Origin of the sequence: Mangrovibacterium diazotrophicum, from assembly GCF_003610535.1 — a bacterium.
In the GTDB taxonomy this organism is placed as follows: Bacteria; Bacteroidota; Bacteroidia; order Bacteroidales; family Prolixibacteraceae; genus Mangrovibacterium; species Mangrovibacterium diazotrophicum.
In genome coordinates, this window is record NZ_RAPN01000001.1 from 2,807,433 (window position 1) to 2,824,947 (window position 17,515).

14 protein-coding genes are annotated in these 17,515 nt (G+C 45.0%); 9 read left to right on the forward strand and 5 right to left on the reverse strand.

What is annotated here, in order from left to right:
• The first annotated feature begins 14 nt into the window (after window positions 1-14).
• The 3 genes from BC643_RS11075 to atpC all read left to right on the forward strand — a co-directional run bounded on the left by BC643_RS11075 (window position 15) and on the right by atpC (window position 2,901).
• Window positions 15-1,010: a polyprenyl synthetase family protein gene (locus BC643_RS11075; RefSeq protein WP_120273146.1), complete on the forward strand. Its 996-nt coding sequence runs from the start codon at window positions 15-17 to the stop codon at window positions 1,008-1,010.
• 116 nt (window positions 1,011-1,126) lie between these two features.
• The gene (gene atpD, locus BC643_RS11080; RefSeq protein ID WP_120273147.1) at window positions 1,127-2,638 is read left to right on the forward strand and encodes a F0F1 ATP synthase subunit beta; all 1,512 of its coding nucleotides are present in this window, start codon (window positions 1,127-1,129) and stop codon (window positions 2,636-2,638) included.
• Window positions 2,639-2,655: 17 nt separating this feature from the next.
• Window positions 2,656-2,901 (forward strand): ATP synthase F1 subunit epsilon, encoded by a 246-nt coding sequence (gene atpC / locus BC643_RS11085; protein ID WP_120273148.1) that lies wholly within the window; start codon window positions 2,656-2,658, stop codon window positions 2,899-2,901.
• A gap of 75 nt (window positions 2,902-2,976) precedes the next feature.
• Here atpC and BC643_RS11090 read toward each other — a convergent pair whose 3' ends face one another.
• Entirely contained in the window at window positions 2,977-4,146 is a 1,170-nt protein-coding gene (locus BC643_RS11090; protein ID WP_120273149.1) for a MalY/PatB family protein, read from the reverse strand.
• Window positions 4,147-4,715: 569 nt separating this feature from the next.
• Between BC643_RS11090 and BC643_RS11095 the strand changes: the two genes are divergently transcribed.
• Both BC643_RS11095 and BC643_RS11100 read left to right on the forward strand, forming a co-directional pair.
• Window positions 4,716-5,303, forward strand: coding sequence for a hypothetical protein (locus tag BC643_RS11095; RefSeq protein ID WP_120273150.1), 588 nt, complete (start codon window positions 4,716-4,718; stop codon window positions 5,301-5,303).
• 94 nt (window positions 5,304-5,397) lie between these two features.
• Entirely contained in the window at window positions 5,398-5,997 is a 600-nt protein-coding gene (locus BC643_RS11100; protein WP_120273151.1) for a hypothetical protein, read from the forward strand.
• 62 nt (window positions 5,998-6,059) lie between these two features.
• Here BC643_RS11100 and BC643_RS11105 read toward each other — a convergent pair whose 3' ends face one another.
• The 3 genes from BC643_RS11105 to mutA all read right to left on the reverse strand — a co-directional run bounded on the left by BC643_RS11105 (window position 6,060) and on the right by mutA (window position 11,575).
• Window positions 6,060-6,812, reverse strand: coding sequence for a DUF5995 family protein (locus BC643_RS11105; protein WP_120273152.1), 753 nt, complete (start codon window positions 6,810-6,812; stop codon window positions 6,060-6,062).
• A 665-nt stretch (window positions 6,813-7,477) separates the two neighbouring features.
• Window positions 7,478-9,631: a methylmalonyl-CoA mutase gene (gene scpA / locus BC643_RS11110; protein ID WP_120273153.1), complete on the reverse strand. Its 2,154-nt coding sequence runs from the start codon at window positions 9,629-9,631 to the stop codon at window positions 7,478-7,480.
• Between the two features lie 66 nt (window positions 9,632-9,697).
• Window positions 9,698-11,575 (reverse strand): methylmalonyl-CoA mutase small subunit, encoded by a 1,878-nt coding sequence (gene mutA / locus BC643_RS11115; RefSeq protein ID WP_120273154.1) that lies wholly within the window; start codon window positions 11,573-11,575, stop codon window positions 9,698-9,700.
• 572 nt (window positions 11,576-12,147) lie between these two features.
• Between mutA and BC643_RS11120 the strand changes: the two genes are divergently transcribed.
• From BC643_RS11120 to BC643_RS11135, 4 genes are all read left to right on the forward strand, one after another.
• The gene (locus BC643_RS11120) at window positions 12,148-12,531 is read left to right on the forward strand and encodes an META domain-containing protein (protein WP_120273155.1); all 384 of its coding nucleotides are present in this window, start codon (window positions 12,148-12,150) and stop codon (window positions 12,529-12,531) included.
• Between the two features lie 186 nt (window positions 12,532-12,717).
• Entirely contained in the window at window positions 12,718-13,818 is a 1,101-nt protein-coding gene (locus BC643_RS11125; protein ID WP_120273156.1) for an aminotransferase class I/II-fold pyridoxal phosphate-dependent enzyme, read from the forward strand.
• Window positions 13,805-14,881, forward strand: a complete 1,077-nt coding sequence (locus tag BC643_RS11130; RefSeq protein ID WP_120273157.1) for a dipeptide epimerase — start codon at window positions 13,805-13,807, stop codon at window positions 14,879-14,881. Before BC643_RS11125 ends, BC643_RS11130 begins: the two co-directional genes overlap by 14 nt.
• A 161-nt stretch (window positions 14,882-15,042) precedes the next feature.
• Window positions 15,043-16,428: a UDP-N-acetylmuramate--L-alanine ligase gene (locus BC643_RS11135; RefSeq protein WP_120274244.1), complete on the forward strand. Its 1,386-nt coding sequence runs from the start codon at window positions 15,043-15,045 to the stop codon at window positions 16,426-16,428.
• A gap of 104 nt (window positions 16,429-16,532) precedes the next feature.
• On the opposite strand, the gene BC643_RS23520 is transcribed toward BC643_RS11135, so the two are convergent.
• A complete protein-coding gene (locus BC643_RS23520; protein ID WP_211338038.1) occupies window positions 16,533-17,507 on the reverse strand; it encodes a hypothetical protein in 975 nt (324 codons plus the stop codon).
• Window positions 17,508-17,515: the final 8 nt, after the last annotated feature.

The following is a 17,515-nucleotide window of genomic DNA, read 5'->3' on the forward strand; positions in this document are numbered from 1 at the left end:
AAGGCGACATTACGATGAACGAAACAACGGATCGTCTAAAAGCACTTCAAACACAATTAATCGACCATCTTTCAACCGAAGCCAAGAACATTGGTGAAACAGGTCCGGTTAATTTATACCAACCCATTGAATATACGTTGAACATGGGCGGCAAGCGCCTTCGCCCTGTTATGGTTTTGCTGGCAAACGAGCTGTTTGGCGGAAACCCGGAAGATGCCATGAACGCTGCACTGGCGGTGGAGATTTTTCACAACTTCACGCTCCTGCACGACGACATCATGGACAATGCCGACATGCGCCGCAACAAGCCTTCAGTTCATAAAAAATACAGTGAGAACATCGCCATCCTATCCGGAGACGCCATGTCGATAATGGCCTACCGTTACCTGCTAAAAACAAAAGCAGCAAGACTGAACGAGATCATCAGCCTGTTTACCGAAACAGCCATCGAGGTATGTGAAGGGCAGCAGTATGATATGGATTTCGAGAATCGTCTGGATGTTACGGTTGAAGAATACCTGGAAATGATCCGACTGAAAACAGCAGTATTATTGGCCTGCAGTTTCAAAATGGGAGCCCTCTCTGCGAACGCCAGCAATTCAGATGCTGAGAACATCTACCAATTTGGCATCAATTTAGGACTGGCCTTCCAACTGCAGGATGATTTGCTGGATTGCTATGCCGATCAGGACAAATTCGGCAAACGGATTGGCGGCGACATCGTTGCCAATAAAAAGACATTCCTGCTGATCAACGCCATGGAACTGGCAAGCGAAAAACTGAAGCCGAAATTGACCGATTGGCTGCAACAGGACTCCTTCGACGAACAGGAGAAAATAGCAGCTGTGAAGGCAATTTATCAAGAAACCGGGGTGAAGGAAATTTGCGAAAAAGCCATAAACGATTATTACAATAAAGCCTTGATCTCGCTGGAACAAATCGGGATCGACGAAAACAAGAAAACAATTCTTCAACTACTGGCAAAATCCATCATGGAACGTGAACATTAAAAATACTTGTTCGTTAGTTGTGAAGAATTAGAATACAAACATTTAAACCGATAATAAACTTGTCCATTTAAGGTGGTTTTTGTAATTTCCGCCGACACAGGAATAAACTAAATAACATGAGTCAAAATACTGGAAAAATCGTTCAGGTAATTGGGCCTGTGGTCGATATCAGTTTCGACCGGGAGGGCACAGAGCTCCCAAACATTTATGATGCGCTTGAGATTGTCCGTCCGGGCACAACCAATCTGGTGGTAGAATGTCAGCAACATATCGGCGAAAACACGGTACGTGCAATTTCGATGGACTCGACAGATGGATTGAAACGCGGAATGGAAGTAATTTCATCCGGAAGACCAATCACCATGCCGCAGGGGGAAAAAGCACTGGGACGTTTGCTCAATGTTACCGGCGATGCCGTTGATGGCTTGAAACAACTGCCGAAAGACGGTTTGCACATCCACAACAAACCACCAAAATACGAAGACTTAACAACTGAAACAGAAGTACTGTACACCGGGATTAAAGTAATTGACTTGATTGAGCCTTATGCAAAAGGGGGTAAAATCGGTCTGTTCGGTGGTGCCGGTGTAGGAAAAACAGTATTGATTCAGGAATTGATTAACAATATTGCATTAGCACACAGCGGACTTTCTGTATTCGCCGGTGTTGGAGAACGTACCCGTGAAGGAAACGACTTGCTTCGCGAGATGATCGAAGCCGACATTGTCGACTACGGTAAAGAGTTCAAGGAATCGATGGAAAAAGGCAGCTGGGACCTGGACAAGGTGAGCGAAGAAAGCCTGAAAAAATCGAAACTGGCCCTGGTATTCGGACAGATGAACGAACCTCCCGGCGCACGTGCTCGTGTAGCCCTTTCGGGTTTGACTATTGCCGAATCATTGCGTGACGGCGACGGAACTCCGGGCTCTGGAAAAGACATCCTGTTCTTCGTTGACAACGTATTTCGTTTCACCCAGGCTGGTTCCGAGGTGTCGGCACTTTTGGGCCGTATGCCATCAGCCGTAGGTTACCAACCAACGCTGGCTACCGAAATGGGGGTAATGCAGGAACGCATTACGTCAACTAAAAACGGATCAATTACATCAGTGCAGGCAGTTTACGTACCTGCGGATGACTTGACTGACCCGGCTCCGGCAACAACCTTTGCCCACCTGGATGCCACAACCGTATTGAGCCGTAAAATTTCCGAGTTGGGTATCTACCCTGCGGTTGACCCGCTGGATTCAACTTCTCGTATTTTGAGCGAAGAAGTTGTCGGAAAAGAGCACTACGAGTGTGCACAAAACGTAAAAGAGATTCTGCAACGCTATAAAGAATTACAGGACATTATCGCCATCCTGGGTATGGACGAATTGTCGGAAGAGGACAAATTGGTTGTTCACCGCGCTCGTCGTGTGCAACGCTTCTTGTCTCAGCCATTCTTCGTTGCCGAGCAATTCACCGGACTGGAAGGAAAACTGGTATCGATTGAAGACACCATCAAAGGTTTCAACATGATTATGAATGGTGAAGTAGACCAATATCCGGAGTCAGCCTTCAACCTGGTCGGTACTATTGAAGAAGCAATTGCGAAAGGTGAAAAAATGCTGGCTGAAGCAGCCGTTTAATCCTAAAAACTGCATCTATGTTTCTCGAAATAATCACTCCGGAAAAGAAAATATTCAGCGGCGAAGTCAAGTTGGTGAAAGCACCCGGCGCAAAAGGGAGCTTTGAAATCCTGACAAGACACGCCCCGATTATTTCAATTCTGGAAAAAGGGCAGATTAAGATTATCGACACCAGCGGCCAAACAACATTTGTTGAAGTTGGTGGTGGCGTACTCGAATCGAAAGACGACAAAATAGTTGTACTGGCAGAACCTGTAGCCTGATACGACTCGAACAATAAAAAAACCCGGAAGAGCAATCTACCGGGTTTTCTTTTAGTATATAATATATAAAGGTGTCTAACTTTTCAGCACATTAACGATTCGCAGCAAAGCTTCTTCCAGCATTGCCCGGGTACATCCCAGATTGATCCGCATATAACCGCTTCCGTTTTTTCCGAACTGCACGCCTTTATTCAGCCCAACACCAGCTTCGAGCATGGTTTTATTCAACTCTTCGTCAGTCAAACCGAAAGCCGAAAAGTCAATCCAGGCCAAATAAGTTGCCTCCAGCTTCATTGGTTTCACTTCAGGCAAATGCTCCTCAAAATAATCCACCATAAAATTGAAGTTAGCTTCGAGGTAATTCACCAGCTGTTTGCGCCAGTCCTCCCCTTTCGTAAAAGCGGCTTCGAGCGCAATGGTTCCGAATATATTTCCCATATGCAGGTGGGGCAAGTTCAAGGTACGTTCGTAGCGCGCCAACAGGCGCTTATTCGGGATAATGAGGAACGAAGTTGTTAAGCCTGCCACGTTAAAGGTTTTACTGGGCGCCATGCACACCACACAATTGTATGCTACTTCCTCCGAAATTGTTGGAAGTGGTGTATGCTTGTAACCCTCAAAAACCAAATCCGAGTGAATTTCATCCGAAACAATCAGTATGTCATGCTCCATGCAGATGTCAGTCAGCGCAACCAACTCTTCCCTGGTCCAGACCATTCCTCCCGGGTTTTGGGGATTACACAGAAGCAGCATCTTTGTCTTTTCCGTGATCTTAGTCTTCAGATCTTCCAAATCGAATGTATAGCGGCCGTCAACCAACTTCAACGGGTTATCAACAATAACACGGCCGGAACCTTTTACAGAGTCGTAGAACGGGAAATAAACCGGCGATTGCACAACAACCTCGTCACCCTTTTTTGAATAAGACTCAATGGCCAATGTCAATCCTGCTACAACACCCGGGCTAAACGACACCCATTCGCGTTGAATATCCCAGTTATGCCGTTGTTTCATCCACCCCACTATCGCCTCAAAATAACTATCCGGGCGAAACGTGTATCCCAGCACCTCGTGTTCCAAACGTTTCTTGATGGCATCTAAAATAAAATCGGGTGTTTTAAAATCCATATCGGCTACCCAGAGTGGAAGTACATCAGCCTTCCCAAACACACGTTCCCGTGCATCATACTTCAGACTATTGGTACCTTCCCGCAACACCTCTTCATCGAAATTATATTTCTTCATGAATGCTTCTGCTTATATATTATTATATATCTCCGTTTTCAACACACTCTCTTTATAAAATCAGAAACCGGAAACAGCCGATAAAACTAACCAATCATTTGCGGATAACAGATAAAATGCCAGTTTAATTTCCCGGGCTGGGCAAATTGGGAGATTGAATCCCCTATTTGAAGAAATTCGATAAAACGCACCTCCGAAGAACTGACAATATGGTACGACGCTCGCTTTTCAGGGAAAAATTTGTATTCTCTGTAACGCACACGACTGACAAAAGTCATGCTTTTTACAGTAAGAGACCTTTTTGTGTTAATTACATGTTAACAGATACGATTTTATTTTGGAAACACAAAATTTTAACATGAAATAGTTTGAGGAAAAAAGCCCCCTACCAATCACACCTTAAGCTCTCTATTTCAATTCATTAGTTGATTTGTGAATTTCTGAGGGGCGCAAACACCTGCTGAATAGCATCTTTTTTAACTTAGCCTTAACGTGTGTTTTGCAGCAGGTTTTAAAACGTGATCTATATTTGTACTGTGGTTAATGTCTAACAATTTAAAATTAGAACAATGAAAACAATTAGAACTTTTATCGCAGTTTTTGCCTTAGTAATCTCGGCAAACATCGCAATGGCTGGTGGCAACCTTCGCGTTGACATTTTACCTTTAACATCAGAACGTGCTGTAGTAGCAGTATCAAGCCAAGTACAAAACCAATACGAAATTAGTATTGAAAACGCTTACGGCGAAGTTATCTACTACAAAGAAACTGAAGGAAACATTACTGACTACCGCAAAGTATTCGATTTCTCTAAATTGGAAAACGGTGAGTACAAAGTAATCGCTACTATCGACGGAGCAACAAGCGAACGCACTTTCGCAGTAGGTTCAAAAACAATTTCTGTTGGTGACCTGAAATATGTTGCTGATCCAGTTTTCTCTTTCAACAACGACGTATTGCGTGTAGCTTACCTGAACTACCCAGGAGAAAAAGTTGACCTGAAAATCTACGACGGAAACGACTTGATTTACTCAAAACAACTTGACTCTGAATTTGCAGTAAACGAAGGTTTGAGCTTGGCTAAACTGAAAAGCGGAAACTACCAAGTTGTATTGGCTAGCGGAAACGAAGTGTTCGATTACACAATACGCAAGTAATCCGAACGGAACCCAAAGCTCTGAACATTTAGAGCAAATCTCTAAAATTACTTTTCCAAATTTTCTAGTTGAAACGATTTAGATACAGAAGGATATGAAGACAACAATGAAAATTTTCAGCCTGTTAGTAGTCCTGATCATGTCAGGAAAACTAACATCGGCTGCTGAAAACCCGAAAGTAGATATGAAAGCAATGGCCGGAAAGAATGCTATGCTTCAAATCGAAAATGATGCTAATACACACCTTGAAATTTTGATTCAAAACAAAGCTGGTGAGGTTGTGTATTACAAAGAAACTGAAGGCGATTCTGCCAAATACCTGCATGTTTATGATTTTTCTGAATACAAACCAGGTGTTTATGATCTGATTGTAACGGCTAACAACATGGTAACTGAACACCAGTTTACTATTGAAGATGAGCAAGTTGATGTTGGCGAAAAACAAATGACACAAAAACCGTTTTTTGCATTTAACACTGAGGACCACATTGTGCGCGTGGCTTATTTAAATTATCCGGGTGAAAAAGTGAAGCTTAAAGTTTACGAGGGGAATGAGCTTATTTACAACAAAGCATTGGATAATTCATTCTCAGTGAACGAAGGACTAAACTTATCAAAGCTCGAAGCCGGAAGATACCAGGTAGTGCTTGCTGCCGGATCAAAGCAATTTGAATATCCGGTAGACATCAGATAAAAAGACTTAAACAAATGAAATCCAATGCGGTATTCGAAAGAAACCGCATTTTTTTTTGTGCTCTATAGCGGCGTAAATTTCAACTTTTGAATTTTATCACGAACCGATCCCCGTTCGGTAAAGCGGACAATCGCCAAAATTAGAGCAGCAATAAGTCCGGGCTTCGTCACTACTTTGACGATTTCGCTGATCCGTTGGTCGCGCTGCAGCAAAAAAGCAGCTTTCCCGCTTTCCTCCACACGGAAATACTCGCCTGCAAACTTCCAGGCACCATCGCGAGCTAGTTTCATACTAAAGTCAACCAGGTAATCATCCACCTTGCCGGTTAATTTCAATAAATATTTGAGCATCGGCCATACCGACGACAAGTTATCCTGAACTTCATGCACCAGCTCTGATAGAATGCTGTTGATCCGGTTAAAATCCTCGCGCAAATCCTCCATCTCCTTCCCTTTCGAGATCTCGGCTGCCACAATTCCTAAATCGTAGTTGATATGCGCGTTCATTCCAACCAACAGATGCTGCAACACAATGGGCCAATAGCGGGGTGACTGCTCAAATGCCTTTTTCCAGGAGCCAGACATCTGATCACACAACTTGTAGGCCTTCCACGCATCGAGGTAACGCTGCGCAAACAAAACGTCCAGCTGCTCCATGCGCGGTCCGTCATCGAAATAACCGTTAGCAATACCCTCTTTCACTTTAATCGTTACTTTCTGGTACAGGGCTGCAAAGTAGCCTGCAGGATCATTATGCGTCTCCGCATCCTGAATAATTAGGTCTAATTTTCTGATGACTTCGTCGATCGTGTTCATTGGGTGGTTTTTGAAGTACAAACAGCGCTCATTGAAGATGAGTACGATCCAAGGTAATTAATCTTCACGAAACAACAACCAAATCGCACGGGCTACTTTTCTCCCAAATACGACTATTTGCTGACGATCCAGGCAGTCAACCGTGCCAAAACCTTTCATCCGGATCATAATTATTGGTTTCAATATTATTAATAAGACTTCACAACTTGCCTTTCTTGATCCAAACACCAAAATTAGATTATCATAACGAATCACTAAATTGACTAACAACTACGCTCAAGAAAATGGTTGCCGAAAACGTATCAACCCACCCCAATCTGACCAGTCGCCTGCCCAAAGAGGATGATCCTCACAAAAAATCTCTGAAAAAAATGGACTGAAGGTTACGGAAGAAACCATGAACGAAGCCCCGTTAGTAGAAGTAAAGAAAGAAGAAGACTACAGCCGCTTTATGCTACAGTAAATTCGACTAAACAAAAAAATTATGATTGAGGGTTTCACTTAAAGTGACCCCCTCAATAAATCTCAGAAATTCTGTAAATACAACGAAGTACCACCATGGTCATCCTTCGAAACAAAAAAGCCACCCCCGAAACGGAGATGGCCTTTTGATATGGTGAGTTGATTTACTCGTTACTCAAAACTCAAGTCTTGCGACTAAGGTTCTATTCTTCGTGCGCAGCAATCAAAACCTCAAGGATTTTCTTACCGGCAGCAGCAACGCTGGTACCAGGTCCGAAGATCGCTACAACGCCTGCATCGTACAGGTATTTGTAGTCCTGAGCAGGAATTACACCACCGGCTATAACCATGATGTCTTCACGACCCAGTTTCTTCAGTTCTTCGATAACAGCAGGAACCAATGTTTTGTGACCTGCAGCCAAGGAAGAAACACCCATTACGTGAACATCGTTTTCAACCGCTTGTTTGGCAGCTTCTTCCGGAGTTTGGAACAATGGTCCCATATCAACGTCGAAACCAAGGTCGGCATAACCGGTTGCTACTACTTTAGCACCACGGTCGTGTCCGTCCTGACCCATTTTAGCGATCATGATACGAGGTTGACGGCCTTCCAACTCAGCGAATTTCTTCGCCAAATCCTGAGCTTCCTGGAAGGTAGCATCGTTTTTGCTTTCTGATGAATACACGCCTGAAATAGTTCTGATTACAGCTTTATAACGTCCGCAAACTTTTTCGCAGGCGTCAGAAATCTCACCTAATGAAGCACGTTTTTGTGCAGCTTTTACAGAGAGGTCAAGCAGGTTGCCTTCGCCGGTTTCGGCACATTTTGTAATGGCAGCCAATGCTTGTTGTACTTCTTCTTCGTTACGCTCAGCACGCAATTTTTTCAAACGCTCGATCTGAGACAAACGAACAGCTGTGTTGTCGATTTCCAAAATGTCGATCGGATCTTCTTTTTCCAAGCGATATTTGTTAACACCCACAATTGTTTGAGCTCCACTGTCGATACGTCCCTGAGTACGTGCGGCAGCTTCTTCAATACGCATTTTAGGTACACCTGTTTCGATCGCTTTAGCCATACCGCCCAGTTTTTCAACTTCTTCGATCAAGGCCCAAGCTTTCGTATAAAGATCTTTTGTCAACGCCTCAACATAGTATGAACCAGCCCATGGGTCTACGCCACGGCAGATTTCAGTTTCTTGTTGAATATACAGCTGTGTGTTACGTGCAATACGAGCAGAGAAGTCGGTTGGCAATGCAATCGCTTCATCCAACGCATTGGTGTGCAATGATTGCGTATGACCCAAAGCTGCAGCCATCGCTTCGATTGCTGTACGACCAACGTTGTTGAACGGATCTTGCTCGGTCAACGACCAACCTGACGTTTGCGAGTGCGTACGCAAAGCCATTGATTTTGGGTTTTTCGGGTTGAACTGTTTCACCAATTTCGCCCAGATCATACGTGCGGCACGCATTTTGGCGATTTCCATGAAGTGGTTCATACCAATAGCCCAGAAGAATGACAAACGAGGTGCGAAAGCGTCGATGTCGATTCCGGCGTTGATACCTGTACGGATATAATCCAAACCGTCAGCCAGGGTGTAAGCCATTTCAATGTCGGCAGTTGCACCGGCTTCCTGCATGTGGTAACCCGAGATAGAAATTGAGTTGAACTTCGGCATATGCTGAGAAGTGAACTCGAAGATATCAGCGATGATTTTCATTGAGAATTCAGGTGGATAAATGTAGGTGTTACGCACCATGAACTCTTTCAAAATATCGTTTTGGATGGTACCGGCCAACTGATCCAAAGTAGCGCCTTGTTCCAAAGCAGTAACGATGTAGAACGCCATTACCGGCAATACACCACCGTTCATTGTCATCGAAACTGACATTTTATCCAATGGAATCTGGTCGAACAGGATTTTCATATCCAGGATTGAGTCGATTGCCACACCGGCTTTACCAACATCACCCACTACACGAGGGTGGTCTGAGTCGTAACCACGGTGAGTTGCCAAGTCGAAAGCGACAGAAAGACCTTTCTGACCGGCAGCCAGGTTACGGCGGTAGAATGCGTTTGACTCTTCAGCAGTTGAGAACCCTGCGTACTGACGGATGGTCCAGGGACGCAAAGGATACATGGCTGAATAAGGTCCGCGAAGGAATGGTGGCAAACCTGAAGCATAATTCAAATGCTCCATGCCTTCCAAATCTTCTTTGGTGTAAACCGGTTTCACCGGGATTTGCTCCGGAGTGACCCAGTTTTTTTCAATTTTGTGTTCAGCAGCCCACTCGCTGGCCTTTTTCTGCGCAGTAGTAGACTTTATATCTATATTCTTGAAATTCGGTTTCATTATATCTGATTTTGAATTAAAGTGAATTGGTCGTCTAATAACTCAATACTCGTTACTCACGACTCATTACTTGATGCCTAACTTTGCATTGTACGCTTTCAAGTCTTCAAGCACATTGCTCTTCACGTGAATGAAGTTTTCAATGCCTTTTGCTTTTAAATCATCCATGCAAGCAGGAGCACCAGCTACAACGAAAATTCCTTCGCCTTTCATAGCATCGGAAGCAGCAGGAGCCAAGTCAGCATATTCTTCATCAGAGCTACAGATTACAACAATCTCAGCACCTGCAGCTTTAGCAGCAGCAACGCCTTCTTCAACTGTTGCGAAACCGTTATTATCTTTCACTTCGTAACCGGCAACAGCAAAGAAGTTACATGCAAACTGTGCACGGGCCTTGCGGAAAGCCAGGTTACCAATCGTCAACATGAACGCCAACGGACGTTTGCCAGCTTTAGCAAATTTGTCGGTTGCTACACGCAATTTTTCGAAAGCCATTGCACCACGATAAGGTTTCAAGGTTTCGATTTCAGCGTCTTCAGCAGTCAAGTCGGTTGCACCGAAAACGGATTCGTCCAGGTCTTTTTCCAATTTCTCAGTGAAGTTCGGGAACTGGTTTGTACCCAAAACATTTTCGCGACGAGTTGCAATATTCATCTCGCGCTTTTGAGCCATTGCTTTAATTTCAGCTTGAATGAAGCCTTCTTTAGCAGCAGCCAGGAAACCGCCTTTTTCCTGAACAGTCAGGAATAATTTCCAGGACTCTTCAGCGATTGAAGCAGTCAACTCTTCAATATAGTATGAACCGGCACCCGGGTCAACAATTTTATCGAAGTGTGATTCTTCCTTCAGCAGCAACTGTTGGTTGCGGGCAATACGATCAGAGAACACAGTTGTGTCTTCGTAAATCGCATTGAAAGGAAGAACTGCGATTGAGTCAACACCACCCAAAGCAGCACTCATGGCTTCAGTTTGGGTACGCAGCATGTTCACGTATGGATCGTAAACTGTTTTGTTCCATGTTCCGGTTTCAGCATAAGCATTCATTTTGCAGCAACCGTTGCATGATACCCCGTAAGCTTTTACGATTTGAGCCCACAACATACGTGCAGCACGGAACTTGGCGATTTCCATGAAGTAGTTGGCGCTAACGCTGAAGTTGAACTTCACGTTTTTCGAAACTTGTTTGGTTTCGAGGCCAGCTTCAGTTAAAGCTGTCAGGTATCCAGCACCCTGAGCTAAAGCAAAAGCCAATTCCTGAACAGCCGATGCACCTGCAGCAGCGAAGTTTTTCGCGTTAACTGCAATTACCCGGTATTTTGGTAACTCCGCTGATTTTTCAATCAGGTGTTTTACTTGCTCTACCGAACCGTCAACGCCGTTTTTCATGCGTCCGTAAACCAGGTAGTTTCCGAATGGGTCACAAGCAACTGAAGCTACAACTTCTTTCGGATCCCATTTGCCAGCCAAAACATAGTCGGCGAAAGCTTCAGCGATTTTTGCAGTGTAGCACTTCGCAACAAAGTTCACTTCGATCGATTCCAAACAGATGTCTTTCAACAACACTGCCATGTCGTCTTTCGTAACATTGTTGCACTCATTAAACACAAAGCCCAACGAAGTCACACCTTTCATCAAAACGTCAAGTGCTTTCTTGTTGGCCTCTGCAAAATCTTTTACGACGATGTTCTGACGAACATACCAATCGTTGTCATTGGTCTTGTTACCACGAACAAATGGAAATTCACCCGGAAGGGTGTCCAGGTAGTCGACGGTAGCCAAGTCTTCCTGACGGTAATACGGTTGAACGGAGAAACCTTCGTTTGTCCTCCAGACCAATTTGCGGTCAAAATCAGCGCCTTTCAGGTCAGCAACAATCTTTGCTTTCCAATCTTCGCTACTGACAGGAGGAAATTCTTCAAAAAGTTTGTTATATTTTTCTGCCATAATGTAACTGTTAAGAAAATCAGTTGCCAAAATTAGTGGTTTTTAAGTACACATGCCACCTCGTTTGGAAGTTTTTAACAGCTTACTAACAAAAGTCAGCGTTTGATTTTTAAGCATTTACATATCAAACTTTCTGCATACTTATTTTGCACAACTCACCCCCAACACCCCTTAACCAACCGACTGATTAGCATTTATTTAGAAAACATAATTTAAGACAAAAAGGCCTTTTTTTGCGACATTTCGGGCGCTTTTTTAATATTAACCATTTGTTAAAACTGCACAGAACTGCCCTATTTAACCGATCTCCATCCCCTTATTGTGACCGCACACATGCTAAGCCCATTTTTAACGAAGTGTCCTTTTCAATATTTCAGGAAGCAGCCGAACGATGAATGCTTTTTTCTTTTTGGCTTAACCGCATCAATCAATTGAATTTTCCGGGAACATCTTAAACTTTCACCAAGCAAGTTGCTGATTTGGTGCCGATCGACTATTTTTATAACCCACAAGTAAAACCGCGCCAACATCAAACTATGAGGCTGACTCTTCAAATAGTATCCATTCTTTTAATGAGCATTTCAATAAATGCTTGTCAAAAGATTGAGGGGCCGGCGGGCGATGTCTTCAAAACATGGGAAGTGAAAGACTTTGTTTCCATAGAAAATTCAAGCTACGCGCGCGACGAAAACAGTCCGATTTACATCTCCATAAACGACGACCAAACCTACAACCTGCAACTGGAACAAAACACCTGCCAGGGCGAAATCCTCGGCATAACCGAACTCACAATTATTATGGAGCAGCCGGGATGCACCAAGATGTGCTGCGAAAGTTCATTTTCCCGTCGTTTCGAGGAGCTGATTCCGTCCATTTCCATGTACAAAGTGACGGGGACAACACTGCGCCTTTACATTAAGAATTGGGGCTTTATCGAGTGCGAACTGTCACAATAAAACACACTGTTGAATTATACCCGATTTCTAAAGAAATTCTAAACTCCGGCAAATTTCTTCGCACAGACTGATTCACACATTCTACTTTATTATAGATTTGTCATACATCTTACGTATTTTCACAATCTGCGTAAGAACAGAATAGTCAACTGAAAAAGAGCCATTAATCTTTAGCAATAAACCCAAATGATCACATTAGAGAGCGGCACCGGTAATTACACGACAATTGATCATACATCTTTTAACTATTTCGCAGGTAACAATTACCTCGGATTAACCAATAAGCCAGAACTGATCAACAAGGCGATTGCCGCCCTGATCAGCTATGGAACAAACTTCGCCGCTTCACGTCAGACTACCGGCACAGCAGATATCCACCTTGGGTTGGAAGAACAGCTGGCACAGTTCAAGGGAAAAGAAGCAGCCATGGTTTTTGCATCCGGTTACCTGGGCAACAAACTGATCATGGAATACCTGAGAGATCAGTATTCGGTGGTGCTTTTGGACAGCATGGCGCACTCGAGCATCATCGACGGAATTCCGCGCGCTGTTGAAACCATCGACACCTATGCCCATCTAGACATGAATCAGCTGGAGGAACTACTGAAAAAATACGCCGGTAAACGAGCCTTGATTGCCAGCGATGGCTTGTTTGCCCTGACCGGTGAAATTACACCACTCGACGAAATACACCGACTGGCAGAAAAATACGACGCCCTCATTTTAGTTGACGACGCTCATGCAACCGGCGTTTTAGGAGAAAACGGACGTGGAACACAGGAATATTATCATTTGGAAAACTCACCACGTATCTTCCAGTCCGAAACCATGAGTAAAGCTTTGGGTGCCTACGGAGGCTTCGTTGCTGGATCGGAAGAGATGATTAGCGCTATCCGCAAGAAGTCGGCTTTCTACGGAGCTTCTACCTCATTGCCTCCCGCTTTGGTAGCAACCGGGGCGGCTGCACTAAGCTACCTCGCCGAGCATGTCGACCTGAAGAGCAAGCTCGTATCCAACATCCGCTATGTGAAAATCGGCATGAAGCAAATCGGACTGGAAACTTCAGATGCAGAAACACCCATTTGCCCGGTCTTTTGCAGCAGCCAAGCCGAAGCAAAGCGTTTGTCCGATTTTTTGATGGAAAACCAAATTATAGCGCCGGCAGTGGACTACCCGGTTAAAACCGGGAAGTTTATCGTGCGTATCACAGTCTCGGCTGCACACACCGCAGAGCAACTAAGCCACTTGATCAACACCTTAAAAATATGGAACGATGGAAGGAACTAAAATAATTGATGTCACCATTTCTCCGCTCAACATTGCACTGGACGCACCCTTCACCATTGCAACAGGCGCAAAGTACCAGATTGAAAATGTACTGATCACCCTGAAGCTTGAAAATGGCATCGAGGGTTTCGGCGAAGCAGCACCACTGGAACCCGTAAACGGTGAAAACCAGGGAACCGCATTAGCGACGCTGGAAAGCTGCAAAGAATACTTGAAAGGCAAAGATGCCGCCGATTACCGCCAGATCTCTAAGCACCTGAAAAGTGTATTTTGGGCGCAAGTTACTGCACGCTGCGCCATTGAAATGGCGCTGATCGACGCGTTCACCAAAACCTTGAATATTCCGCTTTACCGTTTCCTGGGTGGAGCCGAAAACAAAATAGAAACAGATTACACCATTGATATTGTCTCGCCGAAGACAGCAAGAAAGAATGCTACTTTTCTGGCCGCAAAAGGGTACAGAACACTCAAAACCAAAGTCGGCAAAAGCTTAAAAGATGATGTTGCCCGAGTTGTGGCGATTAAAGAGGGCGCTCCTGATTGCAAAATTATGCTGGATGCCAACCAGGGCTACAAACCGGCTGATGCCATTCATTTCCTCGAGTTGTTGGAGGAAAACGGCGTTCGCCCGGAACTGTTTGAACAACCGGTCGTGAAATACGACTTAAAAGGAATGAAACGGGTAAAGGATAGCACATCGGTGCCCATTGCTGCCGACGAAAGCGTCTTTACGGCCGCGGACGCCATGGCGGTTGCCGAAGCTAATTGCGCCGATTTCATCAACATCAAACTCATGAAATCCGGAATTGTGGAAGCACTCGATATCGCAGCCATTGCCCGCAGTGCCAACATGGGGCTCATGATTGGCTGCATGCTGGAAAGCAAATTGGGACTCGGCACCTCTGTACATTTTGCCGCTGGTTTGGGCGGCTTCAGTTTTATTGATTTAGATCCGCACATCGACCCGACCAGAGAACCATTTAACGGTGGCCCCGATTTCGCCGATCCGTTTTACACGCTTACCTCAGCACCCGGAATTGGTGTAACAAAGAAACTATCTTGATTTTGTAAGAGAACAAACAACTTCAACCTGAGAGCCGGACTTCACAAGCCCGGCTTTTCTTTTCCGCTGCAAAAGTCAACTCTGCATTCGCGAAGCATCATCCGGAATATCTAATTTTAAACTGAATGTTTATCTTTGAATCGTTAGCAAAAACGAAACATATGCGCATTCATTTTATTGCCATTGGTGGAAGTGCGATGCACAACCTCGCCATCGCCCTGCATAAAAAAGGGTTTGAAGTTACCGGAAGTGATGATGAAATTTTTGAGCCGTCAAAAGGCAGACTGCAACAATACGGCCTGCTGCCAGCAGAGTTTGGCTGGTACCCCGAGAAACTGACTCAGGAAATTGATGCGATCATTTTAGGGATGCACGCCCGAGCGGACAACCCTGAATTGTTACGAGCACAGGAAATGGGCCTCAAAATTTATTCGTATCCGGAATACCTGTACGAGCAAACAAAAGATAAAATCCGAGTAGTGATTGGTGGCTCGCATGGTAAAACATCGATCACCTCCATGATTATGCATGTTTTGAAAACCAACCGGGTTGAATTCGACTACATGGTTGGCGCAAAACTGGAAGGATTTGACACCATGGTTTCGTTGAGCCACGAGAGCAATATCGCCGTTTTCGAAGGAGACGAATACCTATCATCACCGATCGATCGTCGGCCCAAGTTTCACTTGTACCACCCGAACATTGCCCTGTTGAGCGGCATTGCCTGGGACCACATCAACGTATTCCCGACATTCGAGAACTACGTAGACCAGTTTCGTCAATTCGTGGATCTGATTGAAAAAGACGGTTCGCTGTTCTATTTTGAAGGTGATGAAAATTTGCAGGATATAGCCATGCGCATCCGCACCGACGTTACTGCACAGGAATACCGGGAACACTCGTCGGTTGTTGAAAATGGGGTAACTTACCTCACACACGGTGACCACAAAACCAAATTACAGGTATTTGGCGACCACAACCTGCAAAACATTGCCGGAGCAAAATTGGTCTGCAATAAACTAGGAATCAGCGACGACAAATTCTACATGGCGATGGGCTCGTTTAAAGGCGCCGCACGCCGACTGGAAATCCTCGCCGAAAATGATAGTTGTACCGTATTTTACGATTTTGCGCACTCGCCCTCGAAACTGAAAGCAACCACCGGAGCGGTTAAAAAGCAGTTCGACGACCGCAAGCTTGTTGCCGTGATGGAGCTTCACACCTTCAGCTCGTTGAAAAAAGAGTTTTTGCCACACTACGAGAATTGCATGGAAGCTGCCGACGAAGCATTTGTCTACTTCGACCCGCATACAATCGAACACAAACGGCTGGAGCCGATTAGCGCCGAACAAGTTGCCGAAGCTTTCGCCACAGAAGGTTTGCAGGTATTTACCGATTCCGACAAGTTGTTTCAAGAATTGCGCTCGAAAAGCTGGGAGCAAAGCAATCTGCTGATCATGACATCCGGGAACTTCTCGGGGAAAAATGTGACAGAGATTGCCAGCGAAATCTGCAACCACTCAGTTCAACTGTCCAACGATAGATAGTCCGGACTAAAAACGGAAGAAAAATATAAAAGATGGATTCTTGGCCTCAAGTGGCTTTGAATCCATCTTTCTTTTATCAGGAATTCATGAAATGTGTCTATGAATTATTCTTCCAGGCTAAAGCGCATCTTCATGCTGATTTCTTTCTTAGCATAGTCGAGCGATTTTTGAGATTCGTTTCCGGAAGATTTCTGGCTACCGCCCATACCACCGGGGCCACCACCTGACCTTCCCATGCCGCCGCCTCCGGGAGGCATTCCGCCAGGGCCACCACCGGGACCACCGCCACCGGGGCCGCCGCCAAATCCACCAGACATTCCGCCCGATGGAGGACCGTCAGGCCGATCGCCTTGCCCGCCACCGCTTTGCGAACCCGGTTTTTCCAGGGCGCTAAGCAGGATTTGGAAATTAACAGGCTTGAGTGTATCAGCTGCAGTGATGGCATCTTTGTAAAATGCGCTCAAAGGAATCCGCCCTTCAACAAAAAGAGTACTGTCTTTCAGTTCCATCGAAAACGCAATTCCGTATGGATTGTGGACATCCAGAACCGAGTCGGCCACTTGTGGCAAAAATCCTTTTACGTAAATTTTCTGATTCGCACCGGGTTTGCCGCCCGGACGCCCAGGTCCTTTGGAGTCAGATCCTTTTTCTCCACTAGGTTTTGAGGATGCCTGGTCAGATCCCTGATCAACCTTGAAATCAGGCTTTTCCTTCGTGGAACCGCTTTCATTTTGCTGATCACCTTTTTGGCGCACCTCTGCATAAGGGAAAGTCACCTGGATTGGAAAATCTTTTCCTGCTTTCAGGTCAATTCCCAAAGTCAGACCTTTCTGCATAATTTTCTGTTGGCTCGATTCGTCGCGCGTCGATACCGCAAAATACAAGTTCTGATCGTCGTTATCGAGCTCATAGAACAACTTGCTGCTCTTGTCGTAGTATCGCAGGAACTCGTTCCAGTCATCCTGATGACCGTCGATCGCAACAGGCTTTTCCTTCCAGATCAATGCCTGGTAAGTCTTTCCGGAACAAGAGCTCAAAAGCAGAGCCAGTCCGAAAAGTTGAATAAATTGCTTCTTCATATCCTTGT

Bases quoted from the DNA above. Each gene is read 5' to 3' on its own strand.
- BC643_RS11095 (WP_120273150.1), top strand. From the start codon at position 4,716: ATGAAAACAATTAGAACTTTTATCGCAGTTTTTGCCTTAGTAATCTCG.
- BC643_RS11100 (WP_120273151.1), top strand. From the start codon at position 5,398: ATGAAGACAACAATGAAAATTTTCAGCCTGTTAGTAGTCCTGATCATG.
- BC643_RS23520 (WP_211338038.1), bottom strand. From the start codon at position 17,507: ATGAAGAAGCAATTTATTCAACTTTTCGGACTGGCTCTGCTTTTGAGC.
- BC643_RS11105 (WP_120273152.1), bottom strand. From the start codon at position 6,812: ATGAACACGATCGACGAAGTCATCAGAAAATTAGACCTAATTATTCAG.
- BC643_RS11130 (WP_120273157.1), top strand. From the start codon at position 13,805: ATGGAAGGAACTAAAATAATTGATGTCACCATTTCTCCGCTCAACATT.
- BC643_RS11075 (WP_120273146.1), top strand. From the start codon at position 15: ATGAACGAAACAACGGATCGTCTAAAAGCACTTCAAACACAATTAATC.
- BC643_RS11120 (WP_120273155.1), top strand. From the start codon at position 12,148: ATGAGCATTTCAATAAATGCTTGTCAAAAGATTGAGGGGCCGGCGGGC.
- BC643_RS11125 (WP_120273156.1), top strand. From the start codon at position 12,718: ATGATCACATTAGAGAGCGGCACCGGTAATTACACGACAATTGATCAT.
- BC643_RS11135 (WP_120274244.1), top strand. From the start codon at position 15,043: ATGCGCATTCATTTTATTGCCATTGGTGGAAGTGCGATGCACAACCTC.
- scpA (WP_120273153.1), bottom strand. From the start codon at position 9,631: ATGAAACCGAATTTCAAGAATATAGATATAAAGTCTACTACTGCGCAG.
- atpD (WP_120273147.1), top strand. From the start codon at position 1,127: ATGAGTCAAAATACTGGAAAAATCGTTCAGGTAATTGGGCCTGTGGTC.
- BC643_RS11090 (WP_120273149.1), bottom strand. From the start codon at position 4,146: ATGAAGAAATATAATTTCGATGAAGAGGTGTTGCGGGAAGGTACCAAT.
- mutA (WP_120273154.1), bottom strand. From the start codon at position 11,575: ATGGCAGAAAAATATAACAAACTTTTTGAAGAATTTCCTCCTGTCAGT.
- atpC (WP_120273148.1), top strand. From the start codon at position 2,656: ATGTTTCTCGAAATAATCACTCCGGAAAAGAAAATATTCAGCGGCGAA.